The organism is Scopulibacillus daqui (genome assembly GCF_016908855.1).
In the GTDB taxonomy this organism is placed as follows: domain Bacteria; phylum Bacillota; class Bacilli; order Bacillales; family Sporolactobacillaceae; genus Scopulibacillus_A; species Scopulibacillus_A daqui.
In genome coordinates this window covers 156,977-173,529 of the sequence record NZ_JAFBER010000002.1, presented here as the reverse complement: position 1 = coordinate 173,529, position 16,553 = coordinate 156,977, and the positions used below count along the sequence as shown (strand labels likewise).

The 16,553-nt window shown below is 41.1% G+C and carries 14 protein-coding genes; all 14 read right to left on the bottom strand.

The genetic code is table 11. The features are described 5' to 3' along the window. Positions 1-27 precede the first annotated feature (27 nt). The gene (gene rpsO, locus JOD45_RS02880) at positions 28-297 is read right to left on the bottom strand and encodes a 30S ribosomal protein S15 (RefSeq protein WP_205002358.1); all 270 of its coding nucleotides are present in this window, start codon (positions 295-297) and stop codon (positions 28-30) included. Between the two features lie 116 nt (positions 298-413). Next, positions 414-1,370, bottom strand: coding sequence for a riboflavin biosynthesis protein RibF (gene ribF / locus JOD45_RS02875; RefSeq protein ID WP_205002357.1), 957 nt, complete (start codon positions 1,368-1,370; stop codon positions 414-416). A gap of 65 nt (positions 1,371-1,435) precedes the next feature. Next, entirely contained in the window at positions 1,436-2,341 is a 906-nt protein-coding gene (gene truB / locus JOD45_RS02870; protein WP_205002356.1) for a tRNA pseudouridine(55) synthase TruB, read from the bottom strand. 135 nt (positions 2,342-2,476) lie between these two features. Further along, entirely contained in the window at positions 2,477-2,827 is a 351-nt protein-coding gene (rbfA, locus tag JOD45_RS02865; protein ID WP_205002355.1) for a 30S ribosome-binding factor RbfA, read from the bottom strand. 14 nt (positions 2,828-2,841) lie between these two features. Beyond that, complete coding sequence (locus JOD45_RS02860; RefSeq protein ID WP_205002354.1) at positions 2,842-3,123, bottom strand: DUF503 family protein; 282 nt, start codon at positions 3,121-3,123, stop codon at positions 2,842-2,844. Further along, the gene (gene infB, locus JOD45_RS02855; RefSeq protein ID WP_239549031.1) at positions 3,120-5,345 is read right to left on the bottom strand and encodes a translation initiation factor IF-2; all 2,226 of its coding nucleotides are present in this window, start codon (positions 5,343-5,345) and stop codon (positions 3,120-3,122) included. Before infB ends, JOD45_RS02860 begins: the two co-directional genes overlap by 4 nt. 5 nt (positions 5,346-5,350) lie before the next feature. Continuing rightward, positions 5,351-5,668 (bottom strand): YlxQ family RNA-binding protein, encoded by a 318-nt coding sequence (locus JOD45_RS02850; protein ID WP_205002353.1) that lies wholly within the window; start codon positions 5,666-5,668, stop codon positions 5,351-5,353. Next, the gene (rnpM, locus tag JOD45_RS02845) at positions 5,661-5,942 is read right to left on the bottom strand and encodes an RNase P modulator RnpM (protein WP_205002352.1); all 282 of its coding nucleotides are present in this window, start codon (positions 5,940-5,942) and stop codon (positions 5,661-5,663) included. Before rnpM ends, JOD45_RS02850 begins: the two co-directional genes overlap by 8 nt. Before the next feature lie 15 nt (positions 5,943-5,957). Further along, positions 5,958-7,145: a transcription termination factor NusA gene (gene nusA / locus JOD45_RS02840; RefSeq protein ID WP_205002351.1), complete on the bottom strand. Its 1,188-nt coding sequence runs from the start codon at positions 7,143-7,145 to the stop codon at positions 5,958-5,960. 85 nt (positions 7,146-7,230) lie between these two features. Further along, the gene (gene rimP, locus JOD45_RS02835) at positions 7,231-7,701 is read right to left on the bottom strand and encodes a ribosome maturation factor RimP (protein WP_205002350.1); all 471 of its coding nucleotides are present in this window, start codon (positions 7,699-7,701) and stop codon (positions 7,231-7,233) included. Positions 7,702-7,887: 186 nt separating this feature from the next. After that, a complete protein-coding gene (locus JOD45_RS02830; RefSeq protein WP_338056013.1) occupies positions 7,888-12,195 on the bottom strand; it encodes a PolC-type DNA polymerase III in 4,308 nt (1,435 codons plus the stop codon). Positions 12,196-12,311: 116 nt separating this feature from the next. Continuing rightward, the gene (locus tag JOD45_RS02825) at positions 12,312-13,952 is read right to left on the bottom strand and encodes a proline--tRNA ligase (protein WP_205002349.1); all 1,641 of its coding nucleotides are present in this window, start codon (positions 13,950-13,952) and stop codon (positions 12,312-12,314) included. An 83-nt stretch (positions 13,953-14,035) separates the two neighbouring features. After that, on the bottom strand, positions 14,036-15,295 hold the full coding sequence (rseP, locus tag JOD45_RS02820) for an RIP metalloprotease RseP (RefSeq protein ID WP_338056012.1): 1,260 nt from the start codon (positions 15,293-15,295) through the stop codon (positions 14,036-14,038). Between the two features lie 86 nt (positions 15,296-15,381). Then, positions 15,382-16,539: a 1-deoxy-D-xylulose-5-phosphate reductoisomerase gene (locus tag JOD45_RS02815; RefSeq protein ID WP_205002347.1), complete on the bottom strand. Its 1,158-nt coding sequence runs from the start codon at positions 16,537-16,539 to the stop codon at positions 15,382-15,384. Positions 16,540-16,553 lie beyond the last annotated feature (14 nt).

Genomic DNA, 16,553 nt, shown 5'->3' with positions numbered 1-16,553 from the left:
GGGTGCTTCCCCGCTTTTTGACTCATATTATCGACGTAATCCAAGCTTATTAATAAGCTCGCGGTAACGCGTAACATCCTTATTACGCAAGTAAGTAAGAAGATTTCTACGCTTACCGACCATCTTAAGCAGACCACGGCGTGAGTGGTGATCTTTCTTGTGTGTACGTAAGTGATCGTTTAACGTGTTGATTTGTTCTGTTAGGATAGCAACTTGCACTTCTGGAGAACCAGTGTCGCCTTCATGAGTTTTGTATTCGTTAATTAATTCATTCTTACGTTCTTTAGTTAAAGCCATCCTTTTCACCTCCCTATTCAAATCCCCGCCAGCCCAGCGAACCGCCGGTGAAATCTCGTGTTGCCAAGCTGCGGTTTTACGTACAAAAATAAGCATACATGTTTTTAATATAAAATTCAAGTTGTTTTATCCGCGAGCTGCGAAAAATATTCAATCGTTTGCTGTTTGTCTTTTTCAATTTGAGCGACTAACGCATCAATACCTGAAAATTTCTTTTCATCACGCAGTTTTTTATGCCAGACAATTTTAATATCCTCATCATAAATATCGCCATCAAAATCAAGCAAAAAAACTTCGACGGTAATCGGCTGTTCATTGTCATAGAATGTTGGGCGCTGGCCAACGTTGCAAACGCCATTGTACCAGCCGTTTTTCAATTGGCACTGAACGGCATAAACGCCTTTTGCGGGGTAGACGTATGGTTCATCGCATTTGACATTGGCTGTTGGAAATCCAATTGTTCTGCCTCTTTTATCACCGTGAACAACCGTGCCCGAGATTTGATAATGCCTTCCTAAGCAGCTGACGGCATCATCAACTTTCCCTTCCGATATAAGCGATCTGATTTTTGTTGTACTGACTTTTTCGCCAAGGCACTCTACTTTCGGAACAACCGTGTAAGTGAACATCTTTCGGGAATACTCATCGAGATTATTCATCGTGCCTTGGGCCATCCGTCCATAAGTAAAATCAAAACCAGCAACAATATGTTTGGCATGAAGTTTAATAATGTATTCATCAATGAAGCTTTGTGGAGACAGCCGGCTGAATGCCTCATCAAATTTAACCAGATATAATAAGTCGGCGCCAAGCTCTTGAATAAGTTCAGCTTTAGCCTCCGGCGGAGTTAAATAATTATCCCTTTTCTTTAATTGCTTTAAAACAACAGACGGATGCGGGTGGAAAGTCATGACAGCCGCTTCAAGCCCTTTTTCTCTTGCGTAGTTAACAGCTGTTTTTATCACTTTTTGATGACCGATATGTACGCCGTCAAAATAGCCTAAGGCTATGACCTTTTCTTTGGCATCCTTATTTCCAATCTCAGGTGGATGCGTTAAAAATATCTTTTCCATAGATGCCACCTTCTATTAGTTATTAGCTAAAAAAATAAATCACAACGCGATCAAAAAGACAACTATTATATAAGTACTTTTACTGGTTTGATATACTGCTTCTTTTTAGGATGCTGTTTATAAATGGCTAAACAATCGCCAAATCTATTATAAACGGCAAAGACATCATTTTGAAAGTCTTTAGTTTTGGGCAATACAGCCCCGTTTGCTACAAGATCCGCCGTTTTATCATCAACAACCCAAGACGCCATGAATGCTAAACCTTTGCCAATGCTCGTTAAAATGCTTTGCACGTTATTTTCTTCTGCCGCTTTTTCTATCCTATCAAAAGTATAGCATTCTTTTAAATGAAAAGGACCTGAGCGCGTTCTGGTCAATTTGGCAAGATGCGCCGGATAACCGAGTGACCTGCCGATATCAACCGCTAATGTTCTGACGTAAGTCCCCTTACTGCAATCAACAAAAAAAGGAATCTCTTTCTCAAAATAGTCTTTTTCATTATCTGTCATCTGCAATTGGTAGATCGTGACGCTTCTGACCGGACGTTCTACTTCAATGCCTTCCCTCGCATATTCATAAAGTTTTTTCCCTTTAACTTTAACAGCAGAATACATAGGCGGCTGCTGTTCAATATGGCCTGTAAACTGTTTGAAAACATCTTCAACTTTTTTCCGCGGGATTGGTTCGGCAACATTTTTTTGTTCAATAATATCTCCCGTTTGATCCTCTGTCGTGGTTGCTGTTCCAAGACTAATCACACCATCGTAGCTTTTGGGATAGGCTGTTAAATATTCACTTATTTTCGTTGCCCGTCCAATACACATTGGCAGGACACCATCAACTTCCGGATCTAACGTACCGGTATGACCGATTTTTTTTGTATTCAGCAATTTGCGCAGTTTAAATACACAATCATGAGATGTCATTCCTTTTGGTTTATAAAGCGGAAGAATACCATGGTAATCAGTCAACGGTCGTGCTCCTTTCAATAAATATAAAAAAGGCCGAAAAGCTTAATCTTCTATATTTCAATATCAAATTCATAGTTAAAATAACCTTAGAAAATGAAAAGGATAGACAAAAACATGCCTATCCTAGTTACATTGTTAATCATTATCATTGTTTAAATCATGTAATAGGCGGTTGATACGATTACCATATTCAATCGAATGATCAAACTTAAAGTTAATATCAGGCGTTTTTCTCAAGCGAATCCTTTTTCCAATTTCGGATCGAATAAATCCCTTCGCTTTGAGAAGGCCGTCAAGTGTTTCAGCTTTTTTCTCGTCATCACCCAGAACAGTAATATATACCGTCGCTTGCTGCAAATCGCCGGTAACATCCACACCGGTTATCGTTACAAAACCGATGCGCGGATCTTTTAATTGATTATTAACAATGTCGCTCAGCTCTTTTTTAATTTGCTCAGCAACTCGATATGCACGTACATTTGACATGGTGCCACCTCACTTTACAACCACTCAAAAACAGTATCTGTTCTTTCTATTCCATCATGTTGATCAATAAGAGACAGTGAACGCTGCAATTCACGCTCGACAAACACTTTTGAATGTGATACGGCTGCAAAAGCCAGCTCGGTCCGCTGCCAAACGTCTTGATAGCCGATCTCGCTGGCAGATACATTAAAGCGCTGCTTTGCTTTTGTTAGAATGCTTTTAATAACAGCACGTTTGTCTTTCAGTGAATGTGCATGATATATAAAGCATTCACATCTTACAACACCGATGATCACCGCTTAACTTCTTCCATGATAAAGGCTTCCATTTCGTCGCCTTCTTTGATGTCATTGAAGTTTTCTAGAGTTACGCCGCATTCATATCCAGCAGTGACTTCCTTAGCATCGTCTTTAAAGCGTTTAAGCGTATCTACATGTCCTTCATAAATGACAACGCCGTCTCTAATTAAGCGAATCCCTGCATCTCGGGAGATTTTACCGTCAGTTACATAACAGCCGGCGATTGTTCCTACTTTTGATACTTTAAATGTCGTACGCACTTCTACGTGGCCGATAACGGATTCTTTGTATTCAGGATCCAGCATGCCTTTCATTGCAGCTTCCATTTCATCGATGGCATCATAGATGACCCGGTATAGCCGGATTTCAACTTTTTCAGCCTCTGCAGTTTTCTTAGCATGACTGTCTGGACGAACATTAAAACCGATAATAATAGCATTAGAGGCTGATGCCAGGATAACATCAGATTCAGCAATAGCTCCGACACCGGTATGAATAATGTTAACTTTAACACCTTCTACATCAATTTTGCGAAGCGAGCCTGCAACAGCTTCAACAGAGCCTTGGACATCCGCTTTAATGATCACATTGATTTCTTTCATATTGCCTTGTTGAATTTGTTGGAATAGATCATCCAAGCTAACTTTGGATGATTCGTTTCGTTCAGCTGCAAGCTGCCTTTCAGCCCTGGCTTCTCCGACTTGACGGGCTTTCTTCTCATCTTCAAACACCTTAAATTGATCGCCGGCATTTGGCACATCATTTAAACCGGTTATTTCAACAGGCGTTGAAGGAGATGCCGATTTCACGCGGCGTCCCAAATCATTAACCATTGCTCTGACACGGCCAAAAGTATTGCCGACGACGATAGGATCGCCGACGTGAAGCGTTCCGTTTTGAACAAGCAATGTTGCGACAGACCCGCGGCCTTTATCAAGTTGCGCTTCAATGACAGTTCCCCGAGCTTTTTTATCAGGGTTTGCTTTGTACTCGCCCATTTCAGCAACAAGGAGAATCATTTCAAGGAGCTCGTCAATGCCCTCGCCTTTGATAGCTGAAAGTTTAACAAAGATCGTATCTCCGCCCCAATCTTCCGGAACAAGTTCATGTTCTGTCAATTCTTGCATGACCCGATCAGGGTTTGCACCTTCTTTGTCCATCTTATTGACAGCAACAATGATAGGAACATTGGCAGCTTTGGCATGATTAATGGCTTCTACCGTTTGCGGCATCACACCGTCATCGGCAGCAACAACCAAAACCGTAATATCCGTAATTTGAGCGCCGCGCGCCCGCATTGTTGTAAAGGCAGCGTGACCTGGCGTATCCAAGAAAGTAATCTTCTTGCCATTATGATCAATTTGGTATGCTCCGATATGCTGAGTAATTCCGCCCGCTTCTCCTGCTGTAACCTTTGTATGGCGAATGGAATCTAGCAACGTCGTTTTCCCATGGTCGACGTGGCCCATGATTGTAACAACAGGCGGTCTTGTAACTGCTGTTTCTTCATCAATTTCAATATCGTAATCTTCGAATGATGTTTCATCGAAAACAATTTCTTCTTCAGCTTGAACGCCGTAATCATCCGCAATAAGCTCGATGGTGTCTTTGTCAAGGTCTTGGTTTCTCGTAGCCATAACGCCTAAAGCCATCAGCTTTTTAATAATTTCTGTAGATTCCCTGCCAAGTTTATCGGCAAGTTCTGCAACTGTTAAAGAACCTGTAAAAGTAATTTTTTCAGGCAATTTCTTTTCTTTTCGCTGCTGCGGCGGATTTTTATGTTGATTGTTTTTATGGCCTGAATGAGCATTTTTATTTCTTGATTTTTTCTTAGGCTTAAAGTTTGAGTTTTTCTTTTGGTTGTCCCGAGTGCTTTTGTCGTCATTTTTAACATTCTTATGTTTGTTTCTTGTATCTTCTTTCACGTGTACCCCTTCATCTGCTACCTTTGGTTTGCTGTTATTTGATTTAAAGCTTTTCGCTTTATTAGTATGGCTGTTTTGGTTTGAATGATTTTCTTTATTTTGCTTTTGTGGTGATTTGGACTCTCGATTGTCTTTCTTTCGATTGTAGCTATTGTTTAATTTATTGACTTGATCATTATCAATAACCGCCATATGACTTGATACTGTGTATCCTAAATCTTTTAATTTTGAAATGACTTCTTTACTTGTCAATTTATTTTGTTTAGCGAATTCATAGACACGCATTTTACTCAATACGTTCACCCCCGTAGTGATTGATCTATTAAAGCGATCAATTTATCACCAAAGCCTTTATCCGTGACCGCCACAATGACCCGTGCCGGTTGGCCGATCGCTTGACCAAGCTGCCGGCGGTCTTCGACAGTGCGAAGCGGTACGTTATAGTAGCGGCATTTATCGGTGATAGTCTTCCTTGTACGTTCTGATGCATCAGCGGACAGGATGACAACCGCTGCTTTATTCTGACGTACAACCCGTAAAACAGTCTCTTCTCCCGAAACGACTTTTCTTGCCCGGTTTGCCAACCCCAGAAAGGATGCCCATTTTTGATTAGCCATTCTCAGATGGATGCTCCTCTAAATAAGCAAGCATTTCTTCAAAAACTTGATCATTAACATCTACTTGCAGGTGACGAGACAATAAGTTTTTATCGCGGGCTTTTTCTATACATGCTTTATTTTTTGATAAATAAGCGCCTCTGCCGTTCTTTTTACCGGTAAGATCTAATGAAACCTCCCCTTCAGGAGAGCGAACAATTCGGAAAAGAGCCTTTTTTTCTTCTGAATTTTGACAAGCGATACACTTACGCATTGGAATCTTGCGTTTCTTCATGCGCATACACCTACCCTATTCATTATTTTCTTCAAGCTCTTTTAATTCTTCAAATGTTTCGCTTTCTGTTTCAACCTTGCGCTCTTCTGTTAGTTCTTCATTAAAATCCGCTTGTTCTTGCGGTTCTATTTCATCGAAAGTATTTTCATCTTCTTGGCCAAGCAGAAGGTCTCCTGCTTCAGACTCGCTTTTAATATCAATTTTCCAACCTGTTAATTTGGCTGCCAGCCTTGCATTTTGACCTTTCTTGCCGATGGCAAGCGACAGTTGGTAATCAGGAACAACAACAGTTGTTGCCTTCTCCTCTTCATCAACAAGGACTTTAACAACCTTAGACGGGCTTAGTGCATTTGCCACATATTCAACAGGGTCGCTGGACCAGCGGACAATATCGATTTTTTCACCTTTCAGCTCGGTTACAATCGCTTGAACGCGCGAACCTTTTTGACCGACGCATGAACCAACAGGATCGACTTCCGGATCTTCAGCGTAAACAGCTATCTTTGAACGGTCGCCGGCTTCCCGGGCAATTGATTTAATTTCAACAGTCCCGTCATAAATTTCCGGAACCTCAAGCTCAAAAAGTCTTTTGAGCAGGCCGGGATGGGTCCGTGACACCATCACTGACGGTCCCTTCGTCGTATTTTCAACCTTTGTAATATATACTTTAATACGATCATGCGGGTGATATTGTTCATTCGGCATTTGTTCAGATGCTGGAAGGAGAGCCTCAACTCGTCCCAAATCAACGTAAATAAACCGATGATCAATTCGCTGTACAATACCTGTCATGATATCATCTTCGCGATCAATGAATTCTGAATAGATAACGCCCCGTTCAGCTTCGCGCACACGCTGGGTAACGACTTGCTTAGCCGTTTGCGCAGCAATGCGGCCAAAGTTCTTAGGCGTTACTTCTATTTCAACAATATCGCCTATATCATACTGCGAATTAATCTCCTTTGCCTGCTCCAAGGAGATTTGTAAGCGGGGATCGACAACTTCATCAACGACGTCTTTACGGGCAAGTACTTTAATGCTTCCCGATGCTTCATTAATGTCGACACGCACATTCTGTGCTTGATTAAAATTTCTTTTATATGCTGAAATTAACGCAGCTTCTAAAGCGTCTATCAAGACCTCTTTACTAATTCCTTTATCTTTCTCCAGTGCCGAAATAGCATCTAAAAGGTCACTAGCCATTTTATTTTATCTCCCCTTCTTATATAGAAAACTTAACTAAAAACGGCTTCAAAAAAAGGGGGGCGTCCCCTTAGTTTTGAACACCTTAAAAAATAATTGCAAGACGTGCGCTTGCAACCTTTTCAAATGGTATTTCTACCGTTTCAACTTTGTTTTTTTTCTTGATCGCAAGCACTATTTGATTATCGCTTACTTCAGTAAGCTCTCCCTCAAACGCTTTTTCGCCATTAATGGGTTCGTAGGTTGTGATGCGGACATTTTTATTCACAGCCTGCTTATAATCTTTTAAATTTTTTAAAGGTCTTTCGGCCCCTGGAGATGATACTTCAAGATAATAAGGCTCCTTAATCGGATCTTTCTCATCTAAAGTTTCACTTAACCTTTCACTGACAGCTGTGCATGTGTCCAAATCCACGCCTTCAGGCGAATCAATAAATACACGAAGAAACCAGTTCTTACCTTCCTTTACATACTCAACATCGACAAGCTCTAGATCAAGGTCGCTGAGTATCGGTTCAACAAGTTCTTTGGTTAATTCTGCAACTTTACTGGCCATAAAAAGCCTCCTTTCACGAAAAACGAAAGAGTGGGAAAATCCCCACTCTTTGGTAACGACCTATTCACTAGTATCTCCAAATTTAATATATCATACCCTATTGTGTAAGGCAACATTTTAGAATTTGTTGAACGCGGCTGAAATTTTACCGTTCAGCTTTATTTAGTTTGGCTATGACGCATCACTTTAGAATAGCGAAAGTTGATTAGCCTCCGGCATCCCTTCTAAACAGCCGTGTTGATCAAGATATTCGATAACTGTCCTTGAGAGCTTCGCACGTTTTTGCAAATCTTCTTTGGATAGAAATTCACCCTCTTCTCTTGCTTTAACAATATTAATGGCCGCGTTGGTTCCTACACCTTGCAAAGCATTAAACGGAGGAATAAGCGAATCTCCATCGACGACAAACTCAGTCGCTTTTGACCGGTACAGATCGACTGATTGAAAACTGAATCCTCGTTCACACATTTCCAGAGCCAGTTCTAAAACAACTAACAAGTTCTTTTCTTTTGGAGAAGCATCTAATCCTTTGCCTTCAATTTCATCCATTTTTGCTCTTATAGCGTTAGAACCCCGACGCATCACATCTATATCGAAATCATCAGCCCTTACCGAGAAATAAGTTGCGTAAAATAATATTGGATGATGAACTTTGAAATGGGCAATTCTTACTGCCATGAGCACATACGCTGTGGCATGGGCTTTCGGGAACATGTACTTAATCTTTAAGCAAGAATCAATATACCAGTCAGGAACATGATGCTTTTTCATTTCTTCGATCCATTCATCAGTAAGGCCTTTGCCTTTCCTTACAGATTCCATAATCCTAAAGGCAAGAGACGGTTCCAAACCTTTATGCATTAAATAAACCATAATATCATCCCGACAGCCAATCACGTCTTTTAACACACACGTCCCATTATTTATCAGTTCTTGAGCGTTTCCTAACCATACATCCGTTCCGTGCGACAATCCGGAAATTTGGACAAGTTCGGCAAATGTTGTCGGCTTCGTATCCTCAAGCATTTGTCTGACAAATCGCGTACCAAACTCAGGAATGCCCAGCGTACCCGTTTTGCAGCGGATTTGCTCTTCTGTTACACCAAGAGACTCTGTTGAACTGAAGATTTTCATCACTTCGGGATCATCAGTAGGAATCGTTTTCGGATCAATTCCGCTTAAATCTTGCAGCATACGAATAACGGTCGGATCATCGTGACCCAGAATATCTAACTTCAAAACATTGTCATGGATAGAATGGAAATCAAAATGAGTCGTCCGCCATTCAGAGGTTTTATCATCCGCTGGGTACTGAATAGGCGTAAAATCATGAACATCCATATAATCAGGAATAACAATAATACCGCCCGGATGTTGTCCAGTTGTTCGTTTGACACCTGTACATCCCGATGCCAGCCGGTCAATTTCTGCGCCGCGGAAGTGAAGGTTATGGTCGCCTTCATACCCTTTCACGAATCCATACGCTGTTTTATCTGCGACTGTGCCTATTGTTCCAGCTCGGTAAACATAATCTTCACCGAATAATTCTTTGGTATAGGCATGGGCGGTTGGCTGATATTCACCTGAAAAGTTCAAGTCAATATCCGGTACTTTATCACCTTTAAAGCCTAAGAATGTTTCAAATGGAATGTCATGACCGTCCTTTTTATAATCAGCCCCGCACTCTGGACAAGCTTTGTCAGGCAAGTCAAAACCGCAGGCAACCGATCCGTCTGTAAAAAATTCAACATGATGACATTTAGGACATACATAATGAGGCGGCAGCGGATTAACCTCGGTAATATCCATCATCGTCGCCACAAATGAAGACCCTACAGAACCTCTGGATCCAACAAGATAGCCATCTACAAGTGACTTTTTAACAAGCTTGTGAGAAATAAGGTAAATGACGGCAAAGCCGTGGCCTATGATGCTCTTCAGTTCTTTTTCCAAGCGCTTTTCAACAATCTCGGGAAGCTCGTCGCCGTAGATAGAACGGGCTTTCCGATAACTCATATTCCTAACTTCATCATCGGCGCCTTCAATTTTCGGCGTATATAATTCATCAGGTACAGGGGCTATATCATCAATCTGATCCGCAATATGATTAGGATTTGCAACGACCACTTCTTTTGCCTTTTCTTCACCTAAGAAACTAAAACACGCCAGCATTTCATCAGTCGACCGGAAATGAACTTGCGGCTGTGTTTGCCTGTTTAAAGGATTGCCGGCTTGCGAAGCTATTAATATTTTGCGGTACAAATGTTCATGGGGATCAATGTAGTGAACATTCCCTGTCGCGACGACCGGCTTATTCAGCTTTTCGCCGAGTTTAACGAGATTGCCGACGATTTGTTTTAAAGCCAACTCGTCGTTGACCAGTTCTTTTTCAATAAGATGAGCATAATTAGCCAGCGGCTGAATTTCGATGTAATCATAAAATTTAGCGGCATCTTCTGCTTCATCTGCTGACTTTTGCATCATCGCTTCAAACACTTCGCCCTTATCGCAGCCCGAACCAATCAACAGCCCTTCCCGATGCTTTTCCAGCTGCGACCTCGGTATTCTTGGCACACGGTAGAAGTACTGAACATGCGAAAGCGATACAAGCTTATAAAGATTTTTCAAGCCTGTCTGGTTTTTTGCAAGTATAATCACATGACTCGGCCTTACCCTCTCGAAGTTGCCTTGCCCCATATTATCATTAAGCTGATCATGATGGGTAATGCCTTTCTCTTGAGCATCGCTGATCATTTTCCAAAGTAAGTAACCTGTCGCTTCTGCATCATAAATCGCACGGTGATGCTGGGTTAAATCAATATTAAAAGCTTTACACAATGTATTAAGCCGGTGGTTTTTCATATCAGGATATAAAAACCGGCCAAGCTCTAGGGTATCGATAACCGGATTTGTTAATTTCTCATAGCCGATCCGTTCATAATTGGCATTCATAAATCCCATATCGAAGCTTGCATTATGCGCAACAAGAATAGAATCACCAATAAATTCATAAAAATCCTTTAGCACCTCTTCAATTTCCGGCGCATCTTGAAGCATGTCATCCGTAATGCTGGTTAGTTCAATAATTGTTTGCGACAGAGATTCATGCGGGTTAGCAAACCTTTCAAACCGATCAATGATTTCTCCTCTTCTTACCTTTACAGCTGCCAATTCGATAATTTTATGGTAAACCGCTGAAAGACCTGTCGTCTCAACATCGAAGACAACATAAGTATCGTCGTTCAGAAGCCGATGACTTTCATTGTAAGCAATCGGCACACCATCATCTACCAGATTCGCTTCCAATCCATACAGCACTTTCACGCCATGTTTTTTCCCGGCGGCATATGCTTCAGGAAATGATTGGACAACACCGTGATCAGTAATAGCGATCGCCTTATGTCCCCATTCACCTGCCCGAGCGACGAGCGACTCAGCCGAAGCGACGGCATCCATTTGGCTCATAGCGGTATGAGCATGCAATTCTACACGCTTTTCGCCTTCTGGTGCTTGATCTTGCCTTCTTTTTGGCTGGATTTCTTCAATATCGTTGGCAATCATTACTAAATCTCTGACAAATGTGTCGTTTTGAACACCGCCGCGAACCTTAACCCATATTCCTTTTTTAAGGGCAGTGATTTTTTGCGCGTCTTCTTTATCTCTTGAAAAATATTTCACTAAAATAGAACTTGTATAATCTGTTATTTTGAATAAAAGCAGCGTCCGGCCGCTTCTTAGTTCCCTTATATCAACATCAAACACGTAACCCTGAACAGCAATGCGCCGTTCTTCATCTTCAATTTCTTTCAATGTAACAGGCTCGTCCTTAATTTGATAACCGATTAATAACGGCCCTTCTTGCGGTGCTTCTTGTGACTTTTCCTGTTTTTGCTTTTTCAGTTTTTCCTGTTCTTCCATTGCCGCAATAACTTTTAATTTATCTTCTTCATCACGCTGCTTTTTAAATTGCTCATAGGCTTGTTCAGGCTCTTCAACACGGACCTCTAAATCAACGCACGGCAGCCCAAAATCTGAAAGGTATTCTTTGAGACTTGAAGCTAGTTTTCTTTTTACAATCATTGCTTCCGCATTATTTTTCACCGACATTATGATTGAACGATTTTCAATAACCGGCTTATGATTTTTCAAGAAGTTTTTAAAAGCTTCGGATATGCCTTCAACCTTTTCAATGAGCTTTTCCCAATATTCAATAATGTAGTGAATATCATCATCCGCATGCCGGCTTTTGATTGAAAATGATACTTGAGCAATATGTTGAAAATGATGTATCAATTGTTTTTCCAGCCATTGATAAACATGCAAGGGCAGGCAGTGATCGAACAAAAAAGTAAAATGCCAACGGCGCTCTTTCTGGTGTACAGTTAACCTTTCAATTGTGCCATTAGCCATATATTTTTCAAGCAACTCATCAGGTGTCTCTATTTGTTCGAGAAGAAGCATGAACCGTTCTTGTCTTGATTTGCCTTCAACCACGGGTTATTTCTCCTCTCATCACTATCTTTCTAAAGTATACATCTATCAGCTGTACTCATCCATAACAAAATTTTCAAAGAAAATGGCACTCCGTAAAAGGAGCACCATATTTCTTTTTAATCATTTAGATGAGCGGATATCACGTGATCTAACTCATCAACCGAACATTCGATCACTTCACCGGTTTTTCTGACTTTAAGTTCAACAACACCATCTGTTGCTTTTTTTCCGACTGTAATGCGTAAAGGGCAGCCGATAAGATCCGATTCAGCAAATTTAACGCCTGCACGTTCTTTACGGTCATCAAGCAGCACTTCGTAACGTGCGCTGTACTTTTCATACAATCGATCGGCCAGCGTCATTTGTTCTTCATTTTTTGCATTGACTGCAATAATATGCAGCTCAAACGGCGCAACGGATACAGGCCAAATTAAGCCGTTTTCATCATGGCATTGTTCAGCGACAGCTGATAGTGTTCTCGAAACACCAATGCCGTAACAACCCATGATTAATGGTCGAGATCTGCCGTTTTCGTCTAAGAAAACAGCGTTCATAGATTCACTGTACTTCGTTCCCAGCTTGAAGATTTGTCCAACCTCAATGCCGCGGGCGAATTTAATGCGCCCCTTCCCATCAGGAGATGGATCACCTTCTTTAATAAATCTCAAATCGTGGTAAACGCTGACGCCTAGATCGCGTTCTGGATTAACATTAATATAATCCTTGTTTGTTTCTTCAACATGTAACGTCCCGTTAACGACGTTTTTGACCCCATTGTCAGCCAGAATAATGGTTTCAGAATCCGATTGGAATGGATCAAACCCTGTTTCTGCTCTCTCTTGATCGCTTAATACTTCAATCATATCAGCTTCTAAAACATTTTTAACTTTTACATCATTAATCTCATCATCTTCGCGAACATAGACGACAACCAGTTTCTCGTTTGCTTTAAAGCATACATATTTTAGACCGGTGCGCTGCCCGTTATCTTTGCCTTCAGTTAAAGGAAGCATGTCAACATTCGGACGTTCATCGGCAGTTATTACTTCAGCCATTTCAATGTTAGCTGCATAATCTGACGAGTCGGAATAAGCAATGAGATCTTCGCCGACAGAGGCTAAGGCTTGGAATTCATGTGTATCTTTACCGCCCATAGCTCCGGAATCGGCAATAACTGCGCGAAATTCGAGACCGCATCTTTCAAAAACTTTTGTATATGCATCGTACATGATCTGGTATTGCTTGTCCAAATCCTCTTGATCAGCATGAAAAGAATAGGCATCTTTCATGATAAATTCCCGGCCTCTTAACAATCCGAATCTTGGCCGCTTTTCATCACGGTATTTAGTTTGAATTTGATATAATGTCATCGGCAATTTTTTGTAAGAATTTAATTCATCGCGGACATTGCTTGTAATCAATTCTTCATGGGTAGCGCCAAGAGCAAAATCACGGTTATGCCTGTCCTTCAAGCGCATTAGCTCAGGTCCATAAACATCCCATCGGCCTGTTTCATGCCAAAGTTCAGCTGGCTGAATTGCCGGCATTAACAGTTCTTGAGCACCGGTACGGTTCATTTCTTCTCTAATAATCTTTTCTATCTTTTGCAGCACTCTTAAACCTAATGGCAAGTAAGAGTAAATACCTGAAGCATTCTGACGAATAAACCCTGCACGAAGCAAAAGCCGGTGGCTGGCAATTTCGGCATCGGCAGGCGTTTCCTTTAATGTAGGAATTAACATTTGACTTTGTTTCATCCAAAGAACACCCCCATTGCACAATGATAATCTTTCAAAATCTACAACAGGAGGACAAATCAATTGTCCTCACTCTTGATCATTTACAGAAAAATCTTTTGGATATCATTCCATGTAACGACAATCATCAATAACATCAATAAAGCAAAGCCAATAAAATGAACCAATGATTCCCGTTTTGGATCGATCGGCTTGCCCCTTAATGCCTCAGCGATAATAAAGAGAAGACGGCCGCCGTCAAGAGCCGGAAGCGGCAATAGATTAATAATGCCCAGGTTGACACTTAATAGAGCCGTCCAGCTAAGTATCATTAGAAAACCATGTTTGACAAACTGGCCTGTCATTTGATAAATGCCAACAGGCCCTGACAGCTGATTAATGCCTAAAGCTCCTGTAACAAGCATTTTTAAAGCAATGAGCTCTTGTTTAATGAAGAAGAATGTCTGCTGAAAACTGTTCGTGACAGCGCCCAGGAAGGATTTTTTCGTTGGTCCATAAACGCCGATATAACCTTCCTTGCCGTCTTTTTCAACTTTTCGCTCATTGGTCATGACAGCAACTTGCTTAATTTGGCTGTTGCGCTGAATCGTAAATGTTAATGATTCTTTCGGGTGGTCACTCACATAAGTCTGAACATCTTTCCATGAATGAACTGAATGGCCGTCTATCTTTAAGACACGGTCTCCTTGATGCAAGCCGGCAGCAGCAGCGGGATCACCTTTGACTATTTGACCCAGCTTAGGCGCATCGGAGGGAACACCTTGTATCATAAAGAAAATGATGAAAATGATAATCGCCAGCAAAAAGTTCATAAATGGACCAGCAAAAATTGTCAAAAACCGGTCTAATATTGACTTTGAACCGAATTGCCGATCAAGCGGCGCAATTTGATAAGCTTGTTCGTCAACGACATAGTCGGCTTCTCTGTCCAAATCATAGGTTATTAATTCTCCATCTTCTTGTTCGTAACCTTTAATAAATAAATCTTTTTCTATATCAGCCTCTTCAACCGTGACTATTTTTGCATTAGGATATTTTTCAAGATGATTAATAATAATCTTTGAAACAAGACCATGTGAATTAAATATCAGCCCGACGCGGTGTCCTGGCTTAATTTCAATAAGCTCGGGATCTTCTCCGGCCATTCTGACGAAACCGCCGATCGGCAAGAGACGAAGTGTATAGACCGTTTCTTTCTTTTTAAATGAAAATAATTTCGGACCGAATCCTATAGCAAATTCCCGGCACAATATACCAGCTCTTTTGGCTAAGAGTAAGTGTCCAAGTTCATGAAAAGATATAAGCAGTCCAAAAATAATGACGACTGTAATAAATGTTTCCACTTTGTAACCACCTCTTTTGTTCATTCACTTGTTTTTTGAAAGAGGATGTTCAAATATTGTCATCCTTCTTGAACATATACGCTAGGTTAAATGTCAGCAGCTTTATCATTGATGAAGCGGCGAGTTTGGCTGTCAATTTCTTCTATCGTTTCAAGATCAGGGTTCTTAATGACTTTATGTGCTTCAAGCGCTGATTCTACAAGTGACTCGATATCAAGGAAGGCAATTCTGCCTTTTAAAAAGTGCTCGACAGCCGCTTCATTGGCTGCGTTAAGTACGGTAGGCAATGATCCCCCGGTTCGTCCGGCTTCGTAAGCTAATGCCAAGCTTCTAAACCGGTTCATGTCCACTTTTTGAAAATGAAGGGTACCTGCTTCCCATAAGTTTAACCTTTTTACATCTTTAAGTTCAAGTCTTTCAGGATATGACAAGGCATATTGAATCGGCCCTTTCATATCCGGATTTCCCAGCTGGGCAATGACGCTCTTATCATAATATTCAACAAGTGAATGAACAATGCTCTCTTTATGGATTACCACATCAATCTTTTCATAAGGCATATTAAACAGCCAATGAGCTTCAATAACTTCTAAGCCTTTGTTCATTAAAGTAGCGGAATCAATGGTTATCTTTGCACCCATTGACCAGTTTGGATGGTTCAAAGCATCCTGAACGGACACATCCTTTAATTCTTCTCGTGTACGATCCCGAAAACTGCCTCCCGATGCTGTTAAAATCAACCTTGACACATCTTCGCAGCGATGGCCTTCAAGAGATTGAAAAATTGCAGAATGTTCACTGTCAACCGGAAGAAGACGGACACCTTTTTCGTTAGCTTTCTCCATAACAAAATGTCCGGCAGTTACTAAAGTTTCTTTATTAGCAATCGCAATATCTTTTCCGGAATGAATCGCAGCCAGCGTCGGTTTTAAACCAACGCTTCCCATCACAGCGTTTACTAAAATATCAGCGTTCGGATAAGTGGCTGCCTCAATTAATCCTTCTAACCCCGATACAACACGAATATTATGTAGAGATAAGGCATGAAGAAGCTCATCTTTGACTTGTTCATTTTTTACCGCAACAAGCTCCGGTTTAAATGCTTTAATAATGTCTATACCGCGTTCGATATTTTGTCCAAAAGAGATTGCTGCAATATTAAAACGGTCAGGATGTTGTTTTACAACTTCCAGTGTTTGAGTGCCGATTGAACCGGTCGCACCAAGAAGAGTAATGTTCTTCATTTTTTAGTACACCT